Source organism: Azospirillum sp. INR13, from assembly GCF_015390205.1.
Lineage (GTDB): Bacteria > Pseudomonadota > Alphaproteobacteria > Azospirillales > Azospirillaceae > Azospirillum.
The window spans coordinates 67,911-92,909 of record NZ_VUOI01000001.1; the positions used below are offsets into that span (position 1 = coordinate 67,911).

Here is a 24,999-nt window from a genome sequence, read left to right on the forward strand (position 1 = left end):
GAGGGGAGCAATTCCACCCATCAGTCGTTCACCTTCAATTCCATGGTCACGGAAAGCAGCGTGAAGGGCAGCGGCGCGTCCTGTTCGATGCGCCACAGCGGGACATCGGTGTCGTGGCGCCAGCCGAGCGCCCGCAGCCGGCGGTCGCCGGACACGCGCGGCGGTACCCCACCGGTGGGTTGCGGCCCCAACCGGTGAAGCGAAAGTTCCTGCAACCCACGCCCCAAATCGACGCGCAGCGCCGCCGTCTCCTCCAGCCGGAAGGTGACGGCGACCAGCCTGACGATGTCGGCCCCGGTCGCCTGCCCCAGCAGGTTGGGCGGCAGCGGTTCGATCCGGTGGGTGTAGGGCAGTCCGATCTCGACCCTGCGCGCCGGCGGGTCGAGCGTGACGCTGCCGGCCTGGACGGTGGCGGGGCTGCGAATCACCCCGTCGGCGACGATTGCGACCGCCCGCCCCTCCAGATGCGCCATCCCGCCCCAGACTGCGGTTGCGTCCCCCCGCTCTCCGGTGATCGCCGCGTCGAGATTCAGCGCATCGTCGAACCGCTCGACGGACCACACGCCCTGCCGCTCCACCAGCGTATAGACCTCGTCCCCCACCGCGGCGACGGAGCGCACGGCCCCATCGGTTTCCAGCAGGGTCCAGGCGGTGACGTTCTCCGCCCGATAGGCGGTCAGCGCCCCCAGCGTGCCGTCCTCCATCGCCACGAACAGCAGCCGGCGGTTCTGGTCGTAGTCCTGGTCGCGCGGGCTGGACAGCAGATGACGGGCCAGCAGGGCGAGGTCGTTCGCCTGATAGGCCGCCTCGGTGTCGGTATAGAGGAACTCGCGGATTTCGCGCCGGTTGCGCGGCACGAACAGCGTCGCCCCCTCCACGTCGCGCGGCGGGATGGAGCGGTCCATCGGCGAGCCGATGCGCGTCTGGCGGTTGACCTGCATGCTCTGCGGGGTCAGCGGGTCGCCGGTCACCATATATTCGGCGCCCGACGTGAAGACCTGCAGATGCCGGCCGGAGAAGACGGCGCGCACCGCGTTCACCTGATCGGACAGGATGCCGAATTCGATGGCCTGATCGTCCAGCCCCTCGCCCAGATCGAAGTTCCAGATCTGGGCGGAGCGCGACAGCCACAGCCGGTTGGGCAGGTCGCGCGATCCGCCGATGACCAGCCGGTCCTGATGAAAGGCGGCCGACACCGGCCAACCGCGCATTGCCGAAAAGGCCTGCTCCTCCCATTGCGTCGTCGGCGTGGCGTCTGCCAGCGTTTCCTTGACCGTCGCGTTGACCTGGGTGCCCGACACCACGCCGGTCACCTGCAGCTGCTTGCCCTTGATGCGGATGCGGGTGCCGTCATGACGCGGGTCGAACACCGGGGCCGACGCTGTGACGGTGATTGCCCCGCCGGTGCCGGACGGGGTCACCGTCACCGCTGGGTCGCCGAAGCGATGGAAGGGCGTGCGCAGCAACTCCCCCTCCACCGCGAAGGCCCACTCAGACAAAGTCCAAGTCCCGTCATCGCCGCGCGTCAGCTTGCGCGGCGGCAGGTCGGGATGGCAGACCAGCAACGTGTCGGCGCTCTGCGTCCAGGTGATCTGCGCCAGTTGCGTCAACGTCCAGGGTGCGGCAACCGACGCCAGCCTGCTCCCGCCCTGGAACACGTCGATCCAGGCGTCGGTGAAGACCAGCAGATAGGTCTGTTCGCTGTTCCGCTCGAACGCCACCAGCCGCCCGTCGCCGCGGGCCAGCGCGGCGAAGGCGAGGCCGGACCGCCGCGTCACTCCGCCGGTCGGGTCGATGAACAGGTTGCGCAGGGCCAGCGCGCCGTTGTCGTAGGCCTTGAGGTCGCCGCGCCCGAGCAGGCGGCGTGACACCTCGCCGGCGGTGAAGTTGGTCTTGACCTGATGCAGCCGTCCCATCACACCCTCCCCATCATGCTCTGGCGTCGATCAGGGTGAAGTCCTCGAAACCGGGTTGGCTGTCCTGCTGGGCATCGATCTGGCGGGCGCGGCGGAACTCGCTTTCGGCCAGCTGGGCCAGCAGTTCCGCCCGCGTCGAGCTTTCGGTCAGCGGCAGGCAGAACTCGGCGGCGAGCCGGGCGATCAGCGCCTGATCGAAGAAGGCGGGAAACTCCTCCTCCGCCGGACGGCCGATGTAGGACAGGGTGATGGCGCCGGCATCGCACAGCAGCGTCCGCCCGGCGATACGGTAGGACAATCCACGCCCCCGCCCGCCGCCGCCCGCCGCCAGCGCCCGCAGGAAATCGGCCGGCAGTTGGAAGGCGCAGGCATAGTCGGCGACCGGCGGTTCTGCCAGCCGCGGCAGCGTCGCCTGGACGCTGGCGAAGCTCCAGGCGTTGGCCGACAGCAGCGCGTCGCGCGTCGGCGCATAGAGGGCGGCGGCCACCTCCGCCTCGGCTGAGCCGTCGTCGAAGGAGGCGATGGCGGTGGCGCCGAGCTTGATCAGCGCGCGGCCGCACAGGCCGATGGCGGTCAGGGCCATGGGCGGTCTCCCTTTCCAGGGTTTCGGAAAGGCGCCGCCCTCGACGGTCGATGTGCGGCGCCCTTCCCATTCGGCGGATCAGTCGCTGTTGGCGCTGCCGAACGGCGTCAGGTTGGCGACGTCGACCGCCCCGTTGGCGCTGGCCGCCACCACCAGTACGCCGGTCGCCGGCGTGGCGGCGCCGACCGCGCAGTTCGCCAGCAGCATGTCGCCCACCCGCAGCAGGTCGGCCGCTCCGTTGAAATAGCCGATGGTGTCGATGTCGGTCGCCGCATCGGTCGTGGTGTAGTGCCAGAGCGTGAAGCCGTTCGCGTAGGCGAGCACGCTCAAATCCTTGGACGCATAAGCCATGGATCGAAGACTCCGGAATGTGGGGGATGCGAGTGAGAGGGGGGATCGCCCCCCCGCTCAGCTCTCCAGGCAGCGCAGGGTCACCACGCCGGTGGTGTCGATCAGCGCGGCGCCCTGGCTCATCATGTTGTTGACGAAATGCGCTGCACGGTCGCCGTGCCAGGTGATGTCGGTCTTCACGTCGGCACCCGCCGCATGGCCGACCGCCGTCTTGTGATACCAGTGGCAGAGCCGGACATTGCCGCTCAGCGTCAGGCCGGAATGCGGCAGCCACAGCGTGCCGAGCCAGCGCTTGGCCTGGGTGCCGCGCCAGGGCAGCTCGTCGGAACCGACATAGTCGGAGCTGGCGAACTCCTCGATGCCCAGCAGCTGGCTCCACTGCTTCCAGCCGACGACGGCGAAGCGCTGGCCGTCGTCCGGCACATCGGCCTCGCCCATCATCTCGAAGGCGGCCAGGATCTTGGCCTTGGTCAGCCCGTCGGCGGCGCTGCCGGCATAGTTGACGGACTTGTTCAGTTCGGCGATCAGCAGCTCGTCGGTCTTGCGGCCCAGCGCATAGGCGCCGGCATTGGCGATGATCTGCCGCTCGTCGATGTTGGTCTTCAGCTCGTCCAGCCGGTCGACCCAGTCGCCGGCATAGAAATCATACAGCGCGCATTCGACGGGGGTGTGGTCCAGGTTCATCACCGGGACCGCACCGTGGCGCGACTTGGTGGAGGCGGCGCCCTTGCCGACCTTCTGGAAGACGGTGGAGGCGCCCTGCACGTTGTTCTTGCTGCGCACCGTGTTGCGCAGCTTCGAACCCATGCGCTGGTAGGCCTCGTGGACCTCGCGCTCGAACTGCTTGACGAACGCCTGGGCAATGCTGGTCGACATAAGGATTTTTTCCTTTCGCGTTCCTGCGGATCCCGCGACGGCGTGGCGGGAGGAATCGTTCCGCCACCCGGTTGTCGGGACCGCGCGCAAGGCGCAGCGCCGGCCGCGGGCGAAACGCGAAAACGAAAAGGGCCGGCCGGACTTTCGAGTGTCCAACCGGCCCTTTTCGGACCGAAGCGAGGGGAGAGCTTTGGGTCTGTCGGGCATCGAGATCCGGGGGCGGACCTGTCGCCTTGACGAGATTGGTTCTAGGATTTTATTCGGTAATGATCAAGGAGTATTTTCACATATCAGTGCCGGACCGGCCCCGCCACCCAATGGCTGACGATGGTTTCCGCCTGGGCCGGAGGGATTTCCGGATGGTGGTAGCGGTAGACGGTGACCGCAGCCTCCAGCGCATAGCGTTCCGGCTGGCCGCAGCGGCACAGACCGGAATAGCAGCGCTGAACCGCATCGCGGCAGGCGATGGCGTCGACGATCGGCTGCTCCGCCTCGGGAAAACGGGGATCGGTCATGGACGCTCCTCCTCATCCAGGGGCACGCCGTAAATCTCCAGCCGGTGGCCGACGATCCTGTAGCCGAGCTCGCGGGCGATGCGTTCCTTCAGCGCCTCCAGCTCCGGGCTGGCGAACTCGATGATTCGCCCGGTGCGGGTGTCGATCAGGTGGTGATGGTGGTCGGCCGACGCCTCCTCGTACCGCGCACGGCCATCGCCCAGGTCGACACGCTCGATCACCTGCGCGTCTTCCAGCAGCCGCATGGTGCGGTACACCGTGGCGATCGAAATGCGCGGGTCGATCTGCACGGCCCGGCGGTGCACCTCCTCCACATCGGGATGGTCGTCGGCGTCCGACAACACCTGCGAGATGACGCGGCGCTGCCCGGTCATCTTCAGCCCCTTCTCCATACACAACGCTTCCAGACGCGACGTCATCACCCCAACCCTGGTCTTTGCTTCCCGAGACCCCCATCATACTGAAAACCGTTCGCAATCCCAGAGCGGTTTCGCAGCGACGGAAAGTCGCTGAACCCGCCGGCGCCACCCCTGGCCCGGCCAAGATGGAGGACTCACCCGCATGACCCGTGCCCACCCGCCCCGGATCGGGACGACGCAGGCCCTGCTGATCGCCGGCTTGTCGCTGTTCGCCGCCCCGGCCCTGGCCCAGCAGTCGGCCCCGGCTCCCGCTCCCGCCGCCCAGGCCGCCGTCGCCGATGCCCAGGGCAAGCCGCTGGGGACCGTCACCTTCACCCGCTTCCCGCACGGCATCCTGGTCCACGGCCAGCTCGAAGGACTGCCGCCGGGCTGGCACGGCATCCACATCCACGAAAACGGCGCCTGCACGCCCGACTTCAAGGCGGCCGGCGGCCATTTCGCCGCCCAGGGCTCCAAGCACGGGCTCGAGGCCGAAAAGATGCATTACGGCGAGCTTCCCAACATCTGGGCCAACGAGGCCGGCAAGGCCGGGTTCGAGGCTATCACCCACATGGTCACACTGACCGACGGGCCGGACGGCCTGTTCAAGCAGGGCGGCACCTCCATCGTCGTCCATGCCCAGCCCGACGACTATCTCAGCCAGCCCGCCGGCAATTCGGGCGACCGCATCGCCTGCGGCGTCATCAAGAAGCCGTAAGCACCTCCTGAGCAGCTCCGGGGCGCGACTGTTTGCCGCGGCGTCGCGGCGAAGATTCGCGCCCCTTTCCCGCACGCCCCGACCCGCGCACCCCTGCCGCGCGCCGAGTTCGCTTGCCAAATCAAGCCACCGGCCCTATCTGTCCGGGGTCGGACGGCGCCCGGCGCCGCGCAGGACTTGCGCGCGCCCGATCGCCCGCCGCCCGACGGCTCCGCGCCAACCCGCCGCGGAGCGCGCAAGCCCGGCCGCTCCCTCCTGGCGCGGCCCCCATTCTGGTGACCAGGACCATCGCTTCCATGACCGAATTTTCCGGCCTCGGCCTGATCGAGCCTCTTCTGCGCGCCGTCGCGGAGGAGGGATACTCCACGGCCACGCCGATCCAGGCCGGCGCCATCCCGCTCCTGCTGGCCGGCCGCGACGTTCTGGGCCTCGCCCAGACCGGCACCGGCAAGACCGCAGCCTTCACGCTGCCGATCCTGCAGCGGCTGTTCCAGAACAAGAAGCGCGTGGCCGCCAAGTCGCCGCGCACGCTGATCCTGACCCCGACGCGGGAACTGGCGCTGCAAATCGGTGATAGCTTCACCACCTACGGCCGCCATCTGCCGATCCGCCGCACCGTCATCCATGGCGGCGTCGGCCAAAGCCCGCAGGTCGCCGCCATCGCCCGCGGCGTCGAGGTGCTGATCGCCACCCCCGGCCGCCTGCTCGACCTGATGGCGCAGAACCACGTCAATCTCGGCGCGATCGAGGTGTTCGTCCTCGACGAAGCCGACCGCATGCTCGACATGGGCTTCATCCGCGACGTGCGAAAAGTGGTCGCGGTGCTGCCGAAGGAACGGCAGACCCTGCTGTTCTCCGCCACCATGCCCGACGCGGTGGTCGAGCTGGCGCACAGCATCCTGACCGATCCCGAGCGCATCGAAGTGACGCCGCAATCGACCACGGTGGAGCGCATCAACCAGCGCGTCCTGTTCGTGGAGCGCAGCGACAAGCGCCGCCTGCTGGCCGACCTGCTCGAAGATTCGGCGATGGCCCGCACCATCGTCTTCGCCCGCACCAAGCACGGCGCCGACCGCATCGCCGACCATCTGAAGAAGGCCGGCATCGCCGCCGACGCCATCCATGGCGACAAGTCGCAGTCGGCCCGCGTCCGCGCGCTGGAAAGCTTCCGCGCCGGCGAGTTGCGGGCGCTGGTGGCGACCGACATCGCCGCCCGCGGCATCGACATCGACGGCATCAGTCACGTCATCAACTTCGACCTGCCGAACGAGCCGGAAAGCTACGTCCACCGCATCGGCCGGACCGCCCGCGCCGGCACCGACGGCAGCGCGGTGTCCTTCTGCGACCATGAAGAGGTCGGCTACCTGAAGGACATCGAGAAGACGATCCGTCAGCCGATCCCGGCCGACACCGACCATCCCTACCACGCGGTCGACGTGGCTCAGATCCACGCCTCCAGCAAGCCGCCGCCCCGCCCCAAGGCGCCGGGCAGCAACCGCAACCAGAACAACCGCAACCAGCAGCAGGCCCGCCCCAGAAACGCTGGCTCCACCGCCGCGCCGAAGCCGGCGGCCCCCGCCAAGGCTGCACAGCCGAAGCCTGTCGCGTCGGCCGCCAAGGTCCCGCAGAAGGCCGGCAAGCCGACCGGCGCGCCGCGGCCGGATGCCGCCCGCAACGACCAGAACCGGCATGACCGCCGCCCGGCTCCGCATGCCGTTTCGCACGGCAACACCCATGGCAACAACAACCATGGGGGCGGCAAGCAGGCCCCGCGCGCGGCCGACACCCCCGGCGGCAACACGCCGATGCGCCGCAAGCCCAGCGCCGCCTGATCCGGACAGCGTCGGATACGAAAAAGGCCCCGTCTCTCGCCGAGACGGGGCCTTTTTCGTTCAGAAACGCAGTCGTCGGCCCTGGGCTTCCGCGGCATGCACCTCCCACGGCTCGCCTGCGCGGTCCGCCGGTCACTGCCTGGATGTCGGCAACCGACGTGTTGGCTTGACGCGGTCAGACCTGCGCCGCCAGCTTCCGAGCCTGTCGGTCGATAAACCACCAGGCGCCACGCGAGGCCACGCTGCACAGCCGCGTGTGGGGCTTCAGGCCACAGGCCTTGAACACCATGGCGATGGCGCGGTCGACGTGCTTGCGGCGGTAGCGGCCGAATGCGCGGCGTTTGTAGGCGGCGTTGTAGACCTTGTGCTCGTACGCGGCGTCGGCCGGGGCGTTGGCGGCGTAATAGGCGTAGGCCAGTTCGTCATCCTCGGACTCGCCGATGCGCGACAGCGCCACCTTCAGGCGCTGGACCTTGTTCAGCCCTTCACGGTCCAGGTACTTCTTGGCGTAGGTGTAGAAGATCTTGTAGTGGCGCAGTTCGTCGGCAGCGATGTTGCGGCAGATCTCCTTCAGAACCGGCTCGTCGGTCGAGTCGCCGATGGCGGCGTAGTAGGAACTGGTGCCGGTCTCCACCATGCAGCGGGCGATCATCTCGCCAGTGCGCGATCCACGGACCGAGGCGTCCAGATCGATGGGCACGCGGTAGCCGGCGCGGAAGCGCTCCACCGCCGCCCGGAAATCGAAGGTCGGGTCGACCAGCTCGGCCCAGCGGCCCAGCGCCTCGCCATGCTGGACCTCCTCGACCGCCCAGCCGCGGGCGACCTCCTGGAACTCCGGATCGTCGTTGAAGACGTTGCACAGATAAGCGGTGTAGTCGTCGGCGTTGAATTCGACCAGAGCCGCCGCCTTGATCAGAGGGACCAGATCGGGATCCACCCGGCCGGCATCGAAACGGTCCCAGGGAAGCTCATCGATCCGCCAATGCGCACGCGCCATGATCCGCTCTGCCGCCTCGTCTTGGGCCGCCCTGCCGGCGGCCGTGTCCAATATCGGGTAAGGTCTGTTCCCCGTGTCCCCACCAATGCCGTCGGGGTGCGGCGGGGTTTGCGGTTCAGGCCTTCGAATGTAAGTCGTCTTTTCGGCGATGCAACCGAGTCGCAACGGAAACGGGCGGCCTGGAAGCCCAAGCCGCCCGTTCGACCGAAGAGATGCATGCCGCCTGCCCCGGAAAACCCTGGGCCGACGGACTTTCCGCTCAGTGAGCGGAGGACTGGCTCAGCGCGTCCAGCTTTGCGCGCGCGACGGCCAGCTTGGACTCCGCGGCGGCACGCTCGGCGTCCGACTTGCTGTCGTCCAGATCCTCGGACAGGTCCTTGATCTGCTTCTCGACCGCGGCGCGGTCCAGCTCGGTCAGCGCCACCGCTTCCTCGGCCAGCACGGTGCAGCGGGCCTCGGTGACCTCGGCGAAGCCGCCGGCGACGAAGACGCGGTCGACCACGCGGTCGCCCTCATAGACGTCGATGACACCCGGACGCACGGTCGAGATCATCGGCGAATGACCGGCGAGCACGCCGAAATCGCCTTCCGAACCCGGCACCACGACCATGTCCACGGGCTGCGACTTCAGCAGCTTTTCCGGCGAGACCAGCTCGAATTCGACTTTATCGGCCATGGGTTTCCTGGTGCCTCTTCATAGGAACCCCCTCCCCCGATGACGGGGGGAGGGGGTGTGCTGATGTCGATTTCCACCCGGCCCTCTCACGCCTCTTCACAAGGGCGATGGGGCCGGGTCGGAATGCCGCAATCCCTGGTGAGGGATCAGGCGGCGGCCAGCTTCTTGGCCTTGGCGATCGCCTCGTCGATGGTGCCGACCATGTAGAAGGCGGCCTCCGGCAGGTGATCGTAGTCGCCGTTCACGATGCCCTTGAAGCCCTTGATGGTGTCTTCCAGGCTGACCAGCACGCCCGGCGTGCCGGTGAACACCTCGGCGACGTGGAACGGCTGCGACAGGAAGCGCTGGATCTTGCGGGCGCGGGCGACGACCAGCTTGTCCTCTTCCGACAGCTCGTCCATGCCCAGGATGGCGATGATGTCCTGCAGCGACTTGTAGGTCTGCAGAACCTTCTGCACCGAACGTGCGACCTGGTAGTGCTCCTCACCGACGACGCGCGGGTCGAGGATGCGGCTGGTCGAGTCGAGCGGGTCCACGGCCGGGAAGATGGCCATTTCGGCGATCGAGCGCGACAGCACCGTGGTGGCGTCGAGGTGGGCGAAGGAGGCGGCCGGGGCCGGGTCGGTCAGATCGTCGGCGGGCACGTAGATGGCCTGCACCGAGGTGATCGAACCCTTCTTGGTCGAGGTGATGCGCTCCTGCAGGGCGCCCATGTCGGTGCCCAGCGTCGGCTGGTAACCCACCGCCGACGGGATGCGGCCCAGCAGAGCCGACACTTCCGAACCGGCCTGGGTGAAGCGGAAGATGTTGTCCACGAAGAACAGCACGTCCTGACCTTCCTCGTCGCGGAAATATTCCGCGAGGGTCAGGCCGCTCAGCGCGACGCGGGCGCGGGCGCCCGGCGGCTCGTTCATCTGGCCGTACACCAGGGCCACCTTCGAACCCGGGCCGTCGAGCTTGATGACGCCCGACTCGATCATCTCGTGGTAGAGGTCGTTGCCCTCGCGGGTACGCTCACCCACGCCGGCGAACACCGACACGCCGCCGTGCGCCTTGGCGACGTTGTTGATCAGCTCCATGATCGTCACGGTCTTGCCGACGCCGGCGCCGCCGAACAGGCCGATCTTGCCGCCCTTGGCGTAGGGAGCCAGCAGGTCGATGACCTTGATGCCGGTGATCAGCACTTCGGCGTCAGTCGACTGGTCGACGAAGTCCGGGGCCTGACGGTGGATCGGCAGGGAGCGGGCGGCGTTGACCGCGCCGCGCTCGTCGATCGGCTCGCCGATGACGTTGATGATGCGGCCGAGCGTCTCCGGGCCGACCGGCACGGCGATCGGGGCGCCGGTATCCGACACCTCGGCGCCACGCACCAGACCGTCGGTGCTGTCCATGGCGATGGTGCGGACCGTGCTCTCGCCCAGGTGCTGCGCCACTTCCAGAACGAGGGTCTTGCCGTCGTTCTGGGTGTGCAGCGCGTTCAGGATCGCCGGCAGGTCGCCGTCGAACTGCACGTCCACGACGGCGCCCGTGACCTGCGTGATCTTGCCGACAGAATTGGTGGTGGCCATGGAGTAAAGCTCCCTAGGAACTCGGTAAGTGTCGGTATGCCGTCGCCGGCGCAAATAGGCTGGGCCCTACGTGTCGGATGCGGCCGTTACAGGGCTTCGGCACCGGAGATGATCTCGATCAGCTCCTTGGTGATGTAGGCCTGGCGCGTCCGGTTGTAGGTGATCGTCAGCTTGTTGATCATGTCGCCGGCGTTGCGCGTCGCGTTGTCCATCGCGGTCATCCGGGCGCCCTGTTCGGACGCGGCGCTCTCCAGGAGGGCGCGGTAGATCTGGATGGACAGGTTGCGCGGCAGCAGTTCGGCGAGAATCTGCTCCTCGTCCGGCTCGAACTCGTACATCGCCTTGGCTTCCGAGCCGGCGGCCTCGGCGGCCTCGGTGGCGACGGCGAAGGGGATGAGCTGCTGAACCGTGACGACCTGCGAGATCGCCGACTTGAACTTGTTGAAGATGACCGAGCAGACGTCGAACTCGCCGGCGTCGAACATCGACAGCACCTTCGTCGCCACCATGTCGGCGTCGCTGAAGCCGAGCCGGCGGCGGCCGACATCCTCGTAGCTCTCGACGATCAGGGAGGCGAACTCGCGCTTCAGCTGGTCGCGGCCCTTGCGGCCGACGGTCAGCAGCTTCACGGTCTTGCCCTCGCCCTGCAGGCGAACGATCTGGCGCTTGGCCTCGCGGACGATGGAGCCGTTGAAGGCGCCGCACAGACCGCGGTCGGAGCTGATGACGACCAGCAGATGCACCTTGTCGGCGCCCGTTCCGGTCATCAGCTTCGGGCCGTTGCCGCTGTCCTGCACGTTGGCGGCCAGGGAGGACAGCATGCGGCCCATACGCTCCGCGTAGGGACCGCTGGCCTCCGCCTGCTCCTGGGCGCGGCGCAGCTTGGAGGCCGCGACCATCTTCATGGCCGAGGTGATCTTGCGCGTCGACTGGACGCTCGCGATCCGGTTCTTTAGGTCCTTGAGGTTAGGCATGCCGGCCCTTCAATTCCGCTCGAGGTCGTTCCGTGCCCGTCTCTGCAAGACGGTGGGGGGCGGTTTCCCGCCCCCGCGCGCGGTCGGTCAGGCGAAGACCTTGGCGAAGCCGTCGAGGAACGCCTTCAGCTTCTCTTCGGTCGCCGAGGTGATCTGCTTGTCGGTGCGGATCGCCGCCAGGATATCGGCGCCCTTGGCGCGGATTTCCGACAGGAACTTGGCCTCGAAGCGGTTCACGTCCTCGACGCGGATGGCGTCCAGGTAGCCCTTCACGCCGGCGAAGATCGACACGACCTGCTCTTCGACGGGCAGCGGCTGGAACTGGCCCTGCTTCAGCAGCTCGGTCAGACGGGCGCCGCGGGCCAGCAGGCGCTGGGTCGAGGCGTCCAGGTCCGAGGCGAACTGGGCGAAGGCGGCCATCTCGCGGTACTGGGCGAGTTCCATCTTGATGGTGCCGGCGACCTGCTTCATCGCCTTGATCTGGGCGGCGGAACCGACGCGGCTCACCGACAGACCGACGTTGATGGCAGGGCGGATGCCCTTATAGAACAGGCCGGTTTCCAGGAAGATCTGACCGTCGGTGATCGAGATCACGTTGGTCGGGATGTAGGCGGACACGTCGCCGGCCTGGGTTTCGATGACCGGCAGGGCGGTCAGCGAGCCGTTGCCATGGGCGTCGCCCATCTTGGCGGCGCGCTCCAGCAGGCGGCTGTGGAGATAGAACACGTCGCCCGGATAGGCTTCGCGGCCCGGCGGACGGCGGAGCAGCAGCGACATCTGGCGGTAGGCGACGGCCTGCTTGGACAGGTCATCGTACACGATCAGGGCGTGCATGCCGTTGTCGCGGAAATACTCGCCCATCGTGCAGCCGGTATACGGCGCCAGGAACTGCAGCGGAGCCGGCTCCGACGCGGTGGCGGCGACGACGATGGAGTATTCCATGGCGCCGGCGTCTTCCAGGGTCTTGACGATCTGGGCGACGGTCGAACGCTTCTGGCCGACGGCGACGTAGATGCAGTAGAGCTTCTTGCTCTCGTCGTCGCCCTGGTTGATCGGCTTCTGGTTCAGGAAGGTGTCGATGACGACGGCGGTCTTGCCGGTCTGACGGTCACCGATGATCAGCTCGCGCTGGCCGCGCCCGATCGGAACCAGGCTGTCGACGGCCTTCAGGCCGGTCTGCATCGGCTCGTGCACCGACTTGCGCGGGATGATGCCGGGGGCCTTCACCTCGACGCGCTTGCGCTCGACGTTGACCAGCGGCCCCTTGCCGTCGATCGGGTTGCCGAGGCCGTCGACCACGCGGCCCAGCAGGCCACGGCCGACCGGAACGTCGACGATGGTGCCGGTGCGCTTGACGGTGTCGCCTTCCTTGATGCCGCGGTCGTCGCCGAAGATCACGATACCGACATTGTCGGTCTCGAGGTTCAGCGCCATGCCCTGCAGGCCACCCGGGAACTCGACCATTTCGCCGGCGCGGACGTTGTCCAGGCCGTGCACGCGGGCGACGCCGTCACCCACCGACAGGACCTGACCAACCTCGGCGACATCCGCCTCGGTCCCGAAATTCGCGATCTGCTGCTTGAGGATCGCAGAGATTTCTGCGGCGCGGATATCCATCAGACTGATCCCCCTGAGGCCTTCATGGCGAGTTGCAATTTGTTCAGCTTCGTGCGCACCGAGGTATCGACCATGCGCGAGCCGAACTTAACGATCATGCCGCCGATCAACTCCGGATCGACGGAGGTGTTCACCAGCACCTTGGAACCGATGGACGCCTTGAGCGCGTCGATGACGGCGTCGCGCTGGGCGTCGTTCAGCGGCTGGGCCGTCGTGACATGCGCCGTGACCTCGCCGCGGCGCCGGGCCAGCTCGGCCAGGAAGCCTTCGATCATCCCGTCGATCGAGAACAGGCGGCGGTTGGCCGCCACCAGCCCGATGAAGCGCTTGGTCAGATCGGACACGCCGGCGCTGTCCAGGACAGCGGCCATGGCCCTGCCCTGATCGGCGCGGCTGATGACGGGGCTGCGGACGAGGCGACGGAGGTCAGCGCTCTCGGCCAGGATCTGCTTCAGCGTGGTCAGGTCGCTCGCGACCGTGTCCAACGCCTGGTTTTCGTCCGCAAGCTCGAACAGCGCGATGGAGTAACGCGCGGCGAGTTCGGATACGCCTGTTCCTTCGGATGCCACCTGATCCCTCGAATTGAGTTCGGTAGACGGTGAATTCGGCGGCCTTATAGGGTGTCAACCCGAGGCACAAACACCCCGGCCGCGAAAGCGAGCGGTCCAATATCACAGGAATCGCGCCTACGCAACGGGGTCTGGACAATTTGACTGCGGCGTTTTGAGCAACTGCGGAATCATTGGTCGCAACTGCGTTCGCCAATGACTCGAGTCGGCCTCGACTGGTCATACCGGCTGTGACTTCGATGTGGCCCCAATCTCGGCTTAATTCAAGGTTAACCAATCTGATCCACGGTCGTATCGAACCGCCCAGCCGGCCGATCCGCCACCGTTTCCGGTCGTTTCGCCATGCTCGAGGCCGGTCCAGAGAGACCAGGGGCCCTTCCGCCATGACCATCATGCCGACGTCCGATCCTAGTGCCGATGCCGTTGCCGACACCGTTGCGATCGCCGATGCCGGCACCGGATCCCGGCGGTCGAACGTCATCCAATTCTGCCGCGCCCGTTTCACTCCGGAAGACCTGGACGCCTTCTCCGCGGTCGCCGAAGCGAAGCTGAGCCACGGCCATTGGGCCGGTCTGCTGCGCGAGTCGGGCCGCGACCACGACCGCCTGCTGGTGCTTCTGCCCGAGGTGGACCGCCCCGTCTTCCGCTTCGAACGCGACGCCAAGGGGCGCTACAGCCTGTCCTTCCACGACCGTTCCGGCTGGTACGGCATCGGGGCTGGCGACAGCGCCGCGGAATGCCTGTCGATCTGGCGCCCGCGTCGCCCGCGGACGCCGTGACCACCGGACGGACTCCGGCCGGCTTCCGAACGCCGTCCGCTGAATTCCACCATGTAAAAAAGTGACGTGCGGCAGGATGCCGCACAAGTTCCACTGACAAGGCGGACCGTCGAACCGGACATTCGTCCGGCCGGTCTCCTCTTATCGATAGACCCCGACCGCCAGCATGTAGGGCTTGCCGTTCAGCACCAAGCGGCGGGCGTGCATCGTCTTGCGCGCGACCTGTCCGGTCAGCGGATCGATCCACTGATAGGTGACGTCGGTGCGCCCGTCGCGCGCCACCCCGGCCAGCGCCTCGCGGATGAAGGGCTTCCCGTCGACGTCGCGCAGATCCTGCAGGTCCGACCCGTTGAGCGTCGCGGTCCAGCCATGGGCGATCATCACGCCCTTGTCGTCCAGCAGCATCGGGTAGAGGTCGCGGTCGATGTAAGCGCTATCATGGCCGGCAAAGGCTTCGGCCGCAGCGTCCGGACCGATGCGCTCCAGCAGATGCTGAGCACGGTCGATCATGGTCAGCGCCTCCGCATCGGTGCCGCGGGTGTGGGCCGGCGCGCCGGCGGCGAAGGCGATGACCACCAGCAGCAGCAGAACCGGCAGCACGGTCAGCAGGGTTTGACGCTGTACGCGCAGACGAAGCTTGGAGATCATGCCGACCATCAGCCTGAACCTGTGCCTGTGGTGTTTGGGTCCGGGAAGGATGTTTCGATTCGGAACCATCCCGGCCGTGGTAATACCGTGCCCGCCGCCGCGCAATGGGCCAAACGTCACAGGTGCCATGCCCGGCCGTCGCGGCGACCAATTCGGGTCAATTCGCCGCAGCTTCGCCGGACGGCACTAAGGACGCCTAAAGGAAGCTGTAGGGGTCGACATCGATCTGCACCCGAATGGCCGGCGGGATCTCCACCCGGTCCAGCCATTCCGCGATCAGCGGCTGCACCTGGGTGCTGCGCGGCGCCTTCAGCAGCAGGCGGCGGCGGTGCCGTCCGCGCAGCAGGGCCAGCGGCGCCGGGGCGGGTCCCAGCACATGGACGTCGTCGCTGCGCGGAGCCGCGCGGCCCAGCGCCATCGCCACCCGCTCCACCAGCGTCGGATCCTCGCCCGACACGATCAGCGCGGCCAGCCGGCCGAAGGGCGGCATGCCGGCCTCCAGCCGCATCTCCGCCTCCAGCTGGTAGAAGCCGTCGCGGTCGCCGGCGGCCAGAGCCTGCATCACCGGATGTTCGGGCATGAAGGTCTGCAGCATCACCCGTCCCGGCCGCTCGCCGCGCCCGGCGCGCCCGGCCACCTGATGCAAAAGCTGGTAGGTGCGCTCCGCCGCCCGCAGGTCGCCGCCGTTGAGGCCGAGGTCGGCATCGACCACCCCCACCAGGGTCAGCATCGGAAAATGGTGGCCCTTCGCCATCACCTGGGTGCCGATGATGATGTCCAGTTCGTGCCGGCCGATGCTCTCCACCATCTCCTGGATGGCGCGCGGGCCGTGCAGGGTGTCGGACGCCATGATGGCGGCGCGGGCCTCGGGGAACAGCTCCGCCACCTCCTCGGCGATGCGCTCCACCCCGGGGCCGCAGGCCGCCATCGTGCCCTCCTCCCCGCATTCCGGGCAGGCATGGGGCAAGGGCTGCTGCAGGCCGCAATGGTGGCATTGCAGCTTGCGGGCGAGCCGGTGCTCGACCAGCCACGCCGTGCAGTTCGGGCACTGCATGCGGTGGCCGCAGGCGCGGCACAGGGTCAGCGGGGCATAGCCGCGGCGGTTCAGGAACAGCATCGCCTGCTCGCCCCCCGCCAGCGTGTCGGTCAGCGCCTTGCGCAGGCTGGGTGCCAGCCAATGGCGGGCCGGCGGGCGGTCGCGCCGCAGGTCGACCAGCTCGACGTCGGGCAGCACGGCGCCGCCATGGCGGGCCGGCAGGGCAATGCGGGCATAGCGGTGGCTGTCGGCGTTGACCTTGGTCTCCAGCGACGGCGTGGCCGAGACCAGCGCGATGGGCACCCCCCCCAGATGCGCTCGCGCCACCGCCATGTCGCGGGCGTGGTAGATCGCCCCCTCCTCCTGCTTGTAGGCGGAGTCGTGCTCCTCGTCGACGATGATGACGCCGAGGTCGGGATAGGGCAGGAACAGGGCCGAGCGCGCGCCGACCACCACCGGCACCTCGCCCTTCGACACCGCGCGCCAGGTGTCGCGGCGCTGCGCCCCGGTCAATTCCGAATGCCATTCCGCCGGCGGCGCGCCGAAGCGCCGGGCGAAGCGGTCGAGCCACTGCGCCGACAGCGCGATTTCCGGCAGCAGCACCAGCGCCTGTTTGCCCTGCTCCAACGCCGCCGAGATCGCCTCGTAATAGACCTCCGTCTTGCCCGACCCGGTGACCCCGTCGAGCAGCACGGTGGAGTAGCGGCCCGACGCCACCCGTTCGCGCAAATCGTCGGCCGCCGCCCGCTGGTCGGCGGACAGGGTGGGTCCGGGCCGCTGCCAGTCCGGCCGGCCGAGCCGCGTCGGCTGCAGCATGACGGGCTCCAGCAGCCCGGCCTCCGCCAGCCCGCGCACCACGGTGACGCCACAGCCGGCCTCGTCGGCCAGTTCCGCCGGGGTGCGCGGCGGTCCATCCTCCAGCAAGGCCAGGATGCGCTTGCGCGGGTCGGTCATCTTGAAGCCGGGCGGCGGCTCCGCGCCCTGCCTGCGCAGATAGGCCAGCATCGCCTTGGGCGGCTCCAGCGCCGCCGGCACGCTGACCGCCATGCGCAGAACGAAGCCCGGCGGCGTCATGGTGTAGGCGGCGACCCAGTCGACGAAGCGGCGGCCGACCTCGGTCATCGGCGGCACGTCGAAGCGACGCACCACCGCCTTCAGCCGGCCGGACTCCAGGGTCCCGGCGCCCGGCCCCCAGACGACGCCGATGACCCGGCGCGGCCCCAGCGGCACCTCGACGTAATCGCCGGCGACAAGCTCCATCCCGTCCGGCACGCGGTAGTCGTAGGCCTCGCGCAGCGGCAGCGGCAGCAGGACGGCGACGCGGCGGTCCGGCCCGCGAAGCTGCGGCTTTGCCGGAAAATCCGTGGTTTCGCGCATGGAATCGCCTTCGGGCTGCCCCGTTTCGGGCGTGTCCCCAAGAAGATCCCCCTGAATGCCCGGGCGGAACTGGCGGAAGTCGAACGCATCGGCTAGAGTGGCCTCATGTCCCGGGCACCGGGCGGGACGGCGCGTCGGTCAGCTTTCCGGCGCGGCCGGTTCCGGTCAACATCAGCAAGCATGGACCCTTCGTCATGAAGTTCTTCGTCGACACCGCCGACATCGCCGAGATCCGCGATCTGGCCGATACCGGTCTGCTGGACGGTGTTACCACCAACCCCTCCCTGATCGCCAAGTCCGGCCGTCAATTCCTCGACCTCGTGGCCGAGATTTGCGACGTCGTCAACGGTCCGGTCAGCGCCGAGGTGGCATCCACCGACTTCGAGACCATGCTCGCCGAGGCCCACAAGATCGCCAAGATCTCCCACCGCGTCGCGGTGAAGGTGCCCCTGACCCCGGCCGGCCTGAAGGTCTGCAAGATCATCTCGTCCGAAGGGACGATGGTCAACGTCACGCTGTGCTTCTCCCCCGCCCAGGCGATCCTGGCGGCCAAGGCCGGCGCCAGCTTCGTGTCGCCCTTCGTCGGCCGGCTGGACGACATCGGCCAGGACGGCATGGGCATCATCAAGGACATCTGCGAGATCTATAACAACTACGACGCCTTCAAGACCGAGGTGCTGGTCGCCTCGATCCGCAACCCGATGCACATCGTCAAGGCCGCCCGCCTGGGCGCCCATGTGGTGACCGCCCCGGCGTCGGTGCTGAAGCAGCTGTTCAACCACCCGCTGACCGACAAGGGTCTCTCCCAGTTCGTCGATGACTGGAAGAAGACCGGTCAGTCGATCCTGTAAGGCGGGCCGGAGCGATCATGGCCGACAGGGGCCGCGAACCGGGCCACCCCCCGCGTCAGGCGTCGACGCTCTCCTCGGAGGATGTGCGCGCCTATCTGCGGAGCCACCCGGACTTCCTGGCCCAGAACGCCGATCTGGTCCACCACCTGACCCCGCCGTCGGTCGACCGTGGGCGTGGGGTGGTGGACCTCCAGGCCTTCATGGTCGACCGGCTGCGCGCCGAGGTCCGCACCCTCAAGGACCAGCAGCGCGAGTTGATCGGCACCAGCCGGGCCAACCTGAACAGCCAGAACCGCATCCATGCCGCGGTGCTGTTCCTGCTCGACGCCCAGAGCTTCGAACAGCTGATCCAGACCATCACCACCGACCTCGCGGTCCTGCTCGACCTCGACGTCGCCTGTCTGGTCATCGAATCCAACGGCAGCGACATCCCCCATGTCCACCGCTCCGGCGTGCGGGTGGTGGAGCCGGGCGCCATCGCCGAGCGGCTGGGCCGCGCCGACGTGGTGCTGAACACCGACATCCAGGGCGATCCCGAGATCTACGGCCCCGGCGCCGGCCTCGTCCGGTCGGAGGCGCTGATCCGCATCCAGGTCTCCAGCGAGACGCCCGACGGCCTGCTCGCCTTCGGCAGCCGCGAGCCCGACACCTTCCACAGCGGCCAGGGCACCGAACTGGTCGGCTTCCTCGCCCGCGTCATCGAGCGGGTGATCCGCGGCTGGCTGGAGCTGCCGGCGTGACCGAGCCTGTTCTGGGTTTCTCCGCCAAGCCCGACGTTCAGGACGCGCTCGTCCACTGGCGGCGCTGGATGGAGAGCGAAAAGGCGGTTTCCCGCCACACCCTGTCGGCCTACACCGCCGACGTTGCTGAGTTCCTGCGCTTCCTCACCGAATTCCGCGGCGGCACCCCGCCCTCGCTGAACGATCTGGGCGACCTGAAGGCGGCGGATTTCCGCGCCTGGATGTCCAGGCTGGCGATGGATGGGCTGGTCGGGGCCAGCCGGGCGCGGAAGCTGGCGGCGGTGCGCAACCTGTTCCGCTGGATGGACCGCAGCGGCCGCCTGCACAATCCCGCCATCGCCACGCTCGCCACACCGAAGGTCAAGCGCCCGGCCCCGCGCCCGCTGACGGAGATCGACGCCGACCGCCTGCTGGAGGAGGCCGAACGCGACCGCGAGGAGCCCTGGATCGGCAAGCGTGACCGCGCCCTGTTCACACTTCTCTACGGCTGCGGCCTGCGCATTTCGGAGGCGCTGGGTCTGGCCCGACAGGACGCACCGCTGGGCGACACGCTGCGCGTCACCGGCAAGGGCCGCAAGGACCGCATGATCCCCGTGCTGCCGGCGGTGACGGAGGCTGTGCGCGCCTATATCGACAGCTGCCCCTTCACGCTGGCGCCGGACGGCCCGCTGTTCGTCGGCACCCGCGGCGGCCGGCTGAACGCCAGCGTGGCCCAGCACCAGATGCAGAAGCTGCGCGCCCTGATGGGCATGCCGGACAGTGCCACCCCGCACGCCCTGCGACATAGTTTCGCGACCCATCTTTTGGCGGACGGCGGCGACCTGCGTGCCATCCAGGACCTGCTCGGCCACGCTTCACTTTCCACAACCCAGCGTTACACGGATGTGGAGAACGAGCAGTTGATGAACGTGTACCGCAACGCCCATCCTCGGGCGCGCAAGGGCTGACCGACGCCGGATTGCTCAACCCAATCGGCATATTCCAGTATGCGCCCCAACGTCTGGCCGAACTCTCCATCGAAGCACTCGCGGTCACGCTGCAAACCGCGCAACAATCGAACTGACGGCATTCACTTTGCCGTCAATCAAACGTGTTCTGCACATTGCAAGAATACCCAATGATAATGATTGTCAAGCTCTCTGAGCCTATCAGACTTTTGTACAGGATATCGGTGATAAACCCTTACAAGCTGTTATCTGTTGTTTAATATTTCAATTTTCTAATGCTATCCCAGCGCGCAGCTCACGCGGGGAAACCGACATGCAAATAAAATCAATCCAATCGAAGATATCCATCCTATCTGGACTTTGCTTGGCCGGCACGGTTGCCGTACTCGTCGGTTTCGGAATCCTGTCGACACGCTCCAGCAACGAATTCGTCACGGACAACGTAGAGCGAATTCTTGAGAGCAAGACGACGGAATCCCTGCAGAACCTCGCCGCCACCCAGGCCGGTCTGCTTCGGTCGGAGTTCGACACCGCATTGAACGCCGCCCGGACCATGGCCGCCAGCTTCTCCAGCCTCGCCGATGGCAGCGCGGGCGGCCATGTCCCGTCCGACCGGCGCCGCGACGCCTTCAACGGCGTGCTTCTGTCGGTGCTGAAGCGCAACCCGCTGTTCAACGGCACCTATTCGGCATGGGAGCCCAACGCCCTTGATGGCCGGGACGAGGAGTTCCGCAACCGCCGCGAAACCGGCACCGACGCTACCGGCCGCTTCATTCCCTACTGGAACCGCGACCAGAGCGGCCACATCGCCATGCAGCCCCTGGTCGAGTATGACAGCCGCGAACGCCATCCCAACGGCGTCATGAAGGGCGGCTGGTACATCGGCCCGCAGGAGAACGGGCGTGAAAGCGTGCTCGACCCCCTGCCCTACATCGTGCAGGGCAAGCAGGTGTTCCTGGCGACCCTGTCGGTGCCGGTGGTGATCGACGGCAAGTTCCGCGGCGTGGCCGGCGCCGACTTCAACCTCGATTTCGTCCAGCAGCTGTCGACCAAGGTCAGCGCCGCGGTGTTCGACGGCCGCAGCCAGGTCGTCATCATCAGCAACATGGGCCTGATCGTCGCCCACAGCGCCCGGCCCGACCTGATCGGCCAGCCGATCTCCACCTTCGACACCTCCTGGCAGGCCGATCTGGCGAATGTCCAGGCCGGCAAGGCCCATGTCGACATCGAATCCTCCACCAACATGCTGCGCAGCTTCGCCCCCATCACCATGGGTAACACCGAGAAGCCGTGGGCGGTGCTGGTCCAGGTGCCTAAGGACATCGTGCTGGCCGACGGCATGGCGCTGTCCTCCGCGCTCGGCGAGCGCGCCAACTCCAACATCCTGTGGCAGGTGACCGTCGGCGCCCTGGTCGCGCTTGGCGCCGTCGCGGTGATGTGGATTGTCGCCGGCGGCGTCGCCCGGCCGATCCGCGCCAGCGTCGCCTTCGCCGAGGGCATCGCCGCCGGCCGCTTCGACCAGACGCTCGACATCCGCCAGTCCGACGAGATCGGCGCCCTGGCCGATGCCCTGCGCAAGATGCTGGCCGACCTGAAGCGGATGATCGACCAGCGGGCGGAGGATCAGGCCAAGGCCGACGCCGAACGCCGCGCCGCCATGCTGCAACTGGCCGACACCCTGGAGGCCCAGGTTATGAATGTGGTCGACGGCGTCGACCGTGCGGCCCAATCGATGACCGGCACGGCCCAGACCATGACCGCCACCGCGACCCAGACCAGCCAGCAGGCCGGCGTGGTCGCCAACGCGTCCCAGGATGCCAGCAGCAACGTCCAGACCGTCGCCAGCGCCACCGAAGAGCTGTCGGCGTCGATCCAGGAGATCGGCGAGCGGGTCAACCGCTCCGCCCAGATCGCCCGCGAGGCGGTGGAGGCCGCCCAACAGGCCAACGGGCAGGTGCTGAGCCTGACGGAGGCGGCAGAGAAGATCGGCACGGTGGTGCAGTTGATCCAGGACATCGCCAGCCAGACCAACCTGCTGGCGCTGAACGCCACCATCGAGGCCGCCCGCGCCGGGGAGGCCGGCAAGGGCTTCGCCGTCGTGGCGCAGGAGGTGAAGAGCCTCGCCAGCCAGACCGCCCGGGCGACGGAGGAGATCGCCGGCCACGTCACCGGCATGCAGCGCGTCACCGACGAAACTGCCGGCGCGATCAAGGGCATCGGCGGCATCATCGCCCAGATCGACGAGATCTCCACCGCCATCGCCGCTGCGGTGGAGGAACAGGGATCGGCCACCGCCGAGATCGCCCGCAACGTCCAGCAGGCCGCCAGCGGCACCCAGGAAGTGACCAGGACCATCGCCGACGTTCGCAGCGCCGCCGTCGAGGCCGGCCATTCCGCCGAGAACGTCCTGTCGGTCTCCGGTCAGCTCGCCGGCGACGCCGGCCGCCTGCGCACCGCGGTGAACGGCTTCCTGTCGACCATCCGCGCGGCCTGACGAGCGACCCGGGCGCCGGAACGGAAAAGGCTCCCCCGCCAAACGGCGAGGGAGCCTTTCGTCGTTACGGACCTTGCGGACCGCGGATCAGATGGGCAGGAAATCAGATGTGCAGCGGACGCCCGTCCACCGCCAGCGCCGCTTCCTTGACCGCTTCCGACAAGGTCGGGTGGGCGTGGCAGGTGCGGGCGACGTCTTCGGCGGACGCGCTGAACTCCATGGCCAGAACCAGCTCGCCGATCATCTCCGACACGTTCGGGCCGATCATGTGGACGCCCAGCACCTGGTCGGTGGAGGCATCCGACAGGATCTTCACGAAGCCGTCGGTGTTGCCGCCGGCACGCGCGCGGCCGTTGGCGGTGAACGGGAACTTGCCGGTCTTGTAGGCGACGCCCGCGGCCTTCAGCTGCTCCTCGGTCTTTCCGACGGCGGCGACTTCCGGCCAGGTGTAGACGACGCCGGGGACGAGGTCGTGGTTGACGTGGCTCTTCTGGCCGGCCAGCTGCTCGGCCAGCGCCACGCCCTCTTCCTCGGCCTTGTGGGCCAGCATCGGGCCTTCCACCACGTCACCGATGGCGTAGATGCCCGGCACGTTGGTCTGGAAATGGTGGTCGATCTTGACGCGGCCGCGCTCCAGCTCGACACCCACCGCCTCCAGGCCGAGACCCTCGGTGTAGGGACGGCGGCCGATGGCGACCAGCACGGTGTCGGCCTCGATGGTCTGCGCCTCGCCGCCGGCGGCGGGCTCGACCGTCAGGGCCACGCCGGTCTCGGTCATCGACGCGCCGGTCACCTTGGTGCTCAGCTTGAAGTCCATACCCTGCTTGGCGAAGATGCGCTGGGCCTGCTTCGACAGCTCGTTGTCCATGGTCGGCAGGACGCGGTCGAGATACTCGACCACCGTCACCTTGGCGCCCAGCCGGCCCCAGACGGAGCCCAGCTCCAGCCCGATCACGCCGCCGCCGATGACGACCAGATGCTTCGGAACCTCCGGCAGCGACAGGGCGCCGGTGGAGGACACCACGCGCTTCTCGTCGATGGCGATGCCCGGCAGCGGGGTCACGTCCGAACCGGTGGCGATGACGATCGCCTTCGACGCGGTGATGGAACCGACGCCCTCGACCTCGACGGTGTTCGGGGCGGTGATCTTGCCCGCACCCTTCAGCCAGGCGACCTTGTTCTTCTTGAACAGGAATTCGATGCCGCCGACGTTGTCCTTAACGACCTTGTCCTTGTGGGCCAGCATGCCCGGCAGGTCGAGCTCGACGCCGCCGACCTTGATGCCGAACTTGGCGAGACCGTGGGCCGCTTCCTCGAACTTCTCCGACGCCGCCAGCAGAGCCTTGGACGGGATGCAGCCGACATTCAGGCAGGTGCCGCCCAGCGTCCCCCGCTTCTCGACGCAGGCGACCCTGAAGCCGAGCTGCGCCGCGCGGATCGCGCAGACATACCCGCCGGGGCCGCCGCCGATCACAACGACGTCAAAAGTGCTTTCAGCCATGAGAGGCTTTCCTTTCGCCATTCTTGCTCGTTGCCAAAAGCCGTCCCATCCAGCGGGGAGGGCAAGCGGGATGTTCCGCGGGGCGATTTATGCCCGCGCTCACGCCCGGTGGCAACGGGACACTTCGTCTCTGCGGCTACGGACGATGCGCAAGCGAAGGGCACCCCTTTTGAACAAGCCCCCTCCCCCATCGGATCGGGAAACCTTTACGGCTCCGCTTGCGTTCCAGTGGACATCACACAGCCACCGCAACGGAGACCGACCATGACCACCGTCAAGAAGTTCGCCCTGCTCGCCGTCCTGGGCACGCTGCTGGGCACCACGCTGGCCGCCTGCAACACCATGGAAGGGGCCGGCCAGGACGTGCAGGCCGGCGGCCGCGCCATCGAGCGTGGCGCCGACAACGTCCAGAAGAAGATGTGAGTCGTTAGTCAGGACGGCTCCGGAAACCGATCCACCCGGAGCCGACAATGAAAAAGCCAGGGGCCCCATGCGTTCGATCCGAACCGCATGGGGGCCCTGGCTTTGTTCAACGACCGCTTTGTTCAACGACCGGATTCGCGGTTCAGTCCGATTTCCGACTTTCCGCGATCCGATTCAGCGGTTCCTGGCCTTGCGGGCGGCATAGCGGGCGTCGCGGGCGGCTTTCGCCTCCGCTGCCGCCGCCACTTGGCGCTTGGCCTGCTCGGCAAGTTCCTGAACCGCCAGCGCCTCGCGGGCGGCCAACTCGGCCTGTTCGGCCTGCAACATTTCCTGTTCGGCTGCCTTGCGGGCTTCGCGCGCTGCATTGCGTTCGGCCTCGCGGGCCTCACGGGCGACGCGGATGGCCAGTCGCGCCTCTTCGCGCTCGGCGAAGACCGGATCGTTCACACCGGGTTGCGCCTTGAACTTTTCCAGCAGTGCCTTTTTCGCGCCGGCGGCCGCGCTCAGACGCTCCGAAAGCCCTGCATTCTTAAAGCCGTTCATATCCATCCATTTCGTGAATTCGGTCGTGATTCGGCCGTGCCCGCAGGCAGGCCATCAAGCAAGTCCCGTA

24 protein-coding genes are annotated in these 24,999 nt (G+C 67.7%); 8 read left to right on the forward strand and 16 right to left on the reverse strand.

Annotated elements, in window-relative coordinates:
* Positions 1-20 precede the first annotated feature (20 nt).
* From F1643_RS00335 to F1643_RS00360, 6 genes are all read right to left on the reverse strand, one after another.
* On the reverse strand, positions 21-1,916 hold the full coding sequence (locus F1643_RS00335) for a hypothetical protein (RefSeq protein WP_194909738.1): 1,896 nt from the start codon (positions 1,914-1,916) through the stop codon (positions 21-23).
* A gap of 13 nt (positions 1,917-1,929) precedes the next feature.
* A complete protein-coding gene (locus F1643_RS00340) occupies positions 1,930-2,499 on the reverse strand; it encodes a hypothetical protein (RefSeq protein WP_194909740.1) in 570 nt (189 codons plus the stop codon).
* Between the two features lie 78 nt (positions 2,500-2,577).
* A complete protein-coding gene (locus F1643_RS00345; RefSeq protein WP_194909742.1) occupies positions 2,578-2,850 on the reverse strand; it encodes a hypothetical protein in 273 nt (90 codons plus the stop codon).
* 57 nt (positions 2,851-2,907) lie between these two features.
* Positions 2,908-3,726, reverse strand: coding sequence for a phage capsid protein (locus F1643_RS00350; protein WP_194909743.1), 819 nt, complete (start codon positions 3,724-3,726; stop codon positions 2,908-2,910).
* Between the two features lie 290 nt (positions 3,727-4,016).
* A complete protein-coding gene (locus F1643_RS00355) occupies positions 4,017-4,241 on the reverse strand; it encodes a hypothetical protein (RefSeq protein ID WP_194909746.1) in 225 nt (74 codons plus the stop codon).
* The gene (locus F1643_RS00360; protein ID WP_149222391.1) at positions 4,238-4,660 is read right to left on the reverse strand and encodes a Fur family transcriptional regulator; all 423 of its coding nucleotides are present in this window, start codon (positions 4,658-4,660) and stop codon (positions 4,238-4,240) included. The genes F1643_RS00355 and F1643_RS00360 overlap by 4 nt, the downstream gene beginning before the upstream one ends.
* Before the next feature lie 142 nt (positions 4,661-4,802).
* On the opposite strand from F1643_RS00360, the gene F1643_RS00365 reads away from it, so the two are divergent.
* Together F1643_RS00365 and F1643_RS00370 are read left to right on the forward strand one after the other, a co-directional pair.
* A complete protein-coding gene (locus F1643_RS00365) occupies positions 4,803-5,357 on the forward strand; it encodes a superoxide dismutase family protein (RefSeq protein ID WP_194909748.1) in 555 nt (184 codons plus the stop codon).
* A 296-nt stretch (positions 5,358-5,653) separates the two neighbouring features.
* Positions 5,654-7,189 carry a DEAD/DEAH box helicase gene (locus F1643_RS00370; RefSeq protein WP_194909751.1) on the forward strand — a complete coding sequence of 512 codons (1,536 nt, stop codon included), beginning with the start codon at positions 5,654-5,656 and terminating at the stop codon, positions 7,187-7,189.
* Between the two features lie 175 nt (positions 7,190-7,364).
* On the opposite strand, the gene F1643_RS00375 is transcribed toward F1643_RS00370, so the two are convergent.
* From F1643_RS00375 to F1643_RS00400, 6 genes are all read right to left on the reverse strand, one after another.
* Complete coding sequence (locus tag F1643_RS00375) at positions 7,365-8,186, reverse strand: acyl-ACP desaturase (protein ID WP_194909754.1); 822 nt, start codon at positions 8,184-8,186, stop codon at positions 7,365-7,367.
* Positions 8,187-8,445: 259 nt separating this feature from the next.
* Positions 8,446-8,862, reverse strand: a complete 417-nt coding sequence (locus F1643_RS00380) for a F0F1 ATP synthase subunit epsilon (protein ID WP_194909756.1) — start codon at positions 8,860-8,862, stop codon at positions 8,446-8,448.
* A gap of 146 nt (positions 8,863-9,008) precedes the next feature.
* Entirely contained in the window at positions 9,009-10,430 is a 1,422-nt protein-coding gene (gene atpD / locus F1643_RS00385) for a F0F1 ATP synthase subunit beta (RefSeq protein ID WP_109075929.1), read from the reverse strand.
* Positions 10,431-10,516: 86 nt separating this feature from the next.
* Entirely contained in the window at positions 10,517-11,404 is an 888-nt protein-coding gene (locus F1643_RS00390) for a F0F1 ATP synthase subunit gamma (protein ID WP_194909758.1), read from the reverse strand.
* Between the two features lie 87 nt (positions 11,405-11,491).
* Positions 11,492-13,021: a F0F1 ATP synthase subunit alpha gene (atpA, locus tag F1643_RS00395; RefSeq protein ID WP_014248784.1), complete on the reverse strand. Its 1,530-nt coding sequence runs from the start codon at positions 13,019-13,021 to the stop codon at positions 11,492-11,494.
* A complete protein-coding gene (locus F1643_RS00400) occupies positions 13,021-13,590 on the reverse strand; it encodes a F0F1 ATP synthase subunit delta (RefSeq protein ID WP_194909760.1) in 570 nt (189 codons plus the stop codon). The genes atpA and F1643_RS00400 overlap by 1 nt, the downstream gene beginning before the upstream one ends.
* Before the next feature lie 383 nt (positions 13,591-13,973).
* Here F1643_RS00400 and F1643_RS00405 point away from each other — a divergent pair, with 383 nt between their 5' ends.
* Positions 13,974-14,369 carry a hypothetical protein gene (locus F1643_RS00405; protein ID WP_194909762.1) on the forward strand — a complete coding sequence of 132 codons (396 nt, stop codon included), beginning with the start codon at positions 13,974-13,976 and terminating at the stop codon, positions 14,367-14,369.
* 141 nt (positions 14,370-14,510) lie between these two features.
* Here the strand turns inward: F1643_RS00405 and F1643_RS00410 are convergent, their stop codons facing one another.
* Positions 14,511-15,026, reverse strand: a complete 516-nt coding sequence (locus F1643_RS00410; RefSeq protein WP_194909770.1) for a cache domain-containing protein — start codon at positions 15,024-15,026, stop codon at positions 14,511-14,513.
* A gap of 187 nt (positions 15,027-15,213) precedes the next feature.
* Positions 15,214-17,430: a primosomal protein N' gene (locus F1643_RS00415; protein WP_194909772.1), complete on the reverse strand. Its 2,217-nt coding sequence runs from the start codon at positions 17,428-17,430 to the stop codon at positions 15,214-15,216.
* A gap of 194 nt (positions 17,431-17,624) precedes the next feature.
* On the opposite strand from F1643_RS00415, the gene fsa reads away from it, so the two are divergent.
* From fsa to F1643_RS00435, 4 genes are all read left to right on the forward strand, one after another.
* Positions 17,625-18,281 (forward strand): fructose-6-phosphate aldolase, encoded by a 657-nt coding sequence (fsa, locus tag F1643_RS00420; protein WP_085090287.1) that lies wholly within the window; start codon positions 17,625-17,627, stop codon positions 18,279-18,281.
* A 17-nt stretch (positions 18,282-18,298) separates the two neighbouring features.
* A complete protein-coding gene (locus F1643_RS00425; RefSeq protein ID WP_194909774.1) occupies positions 18,299-19,021 on the forward strand; it encodes a DUF484 family protein in 723 nt (240 codons plus the stop codon).
* Positions 19,018-19,968, forward strand: coding sequence for a tyrosine recombinase XerC (locus F1643_RS00430; protein ID WP_194909775.1), 951 nt, complete (start codon positions 19,018-19,020; stop codon positions 19,966-19,968). The genes F1643_RS00425 and F1643_RS00430 overlap by 4 nt, the downstream gene beginning before the upstream one ends.
* A gap of 313 nt (positions 19,969-20,281) precedes the next feature.
* The gene (locus F1643_RS00435; protein ID WP_194909777.1) at positions 20,282-22,462 is read left to right on the forward strand and encodes a methyl-accepting chemotaxis protein; all 2,181 of its coding nucleotides are present in this window, start codon (positions 20,282-20,284) and stop codon (positions 22,460-22,462) included.
* Positions 22,463-22,565: 103 nt separating this feature from the next.
* On the opposite strand, the gene lpdA is transcribed toward F1643_RS00435, so the two are convergent.
* Complete coding sequence (gene lpdA, locus F1643_RS00440; RefSeq protein ID WP_194909779.1) at positions 22,566-23,963, reverse strand: dihydrolipoyl dehydrogenase; 1,398 nt, start codon at positions 23,961-23,963, stop codon at positions 22,566-22,568.
* Positions 23,964-24,227: 264 nt separating this feature from the next.
* Here lpdA and F1643_RS00445 point away from each other — a divergent pair, with 264 nt between their 5' ends.
* Positions 24,228-24,386 (forward strand): entericidin A/B family lipoprotein, encoded by a 159-nt coding sequence (locus F1643_RS00445; RefSeq protein ID WP_014248797.1) that lies wholly within the window; start codon positions 24,228-24,230, stop codon positions 24,384-24,386.
* Between the two features lie 174 nt (positions 24,387-24,560).
* On the opposite strand, the gene F1643_RS00450 is transcribed toward F1643_RS00445, so the two are convergent.
* Positions 24,561-24,935, reverse strand: coding sequence for a DUF6481 family protein (locus tag F1643_RS00450; protein WP_255542262.1), 375 nt, complete (start codon positions 24,933-24,935; stop codon positions 24,561-24,563).
* Between the last annotated feature and the right edge of the window lie 64 nt (positions 24,936-24,999).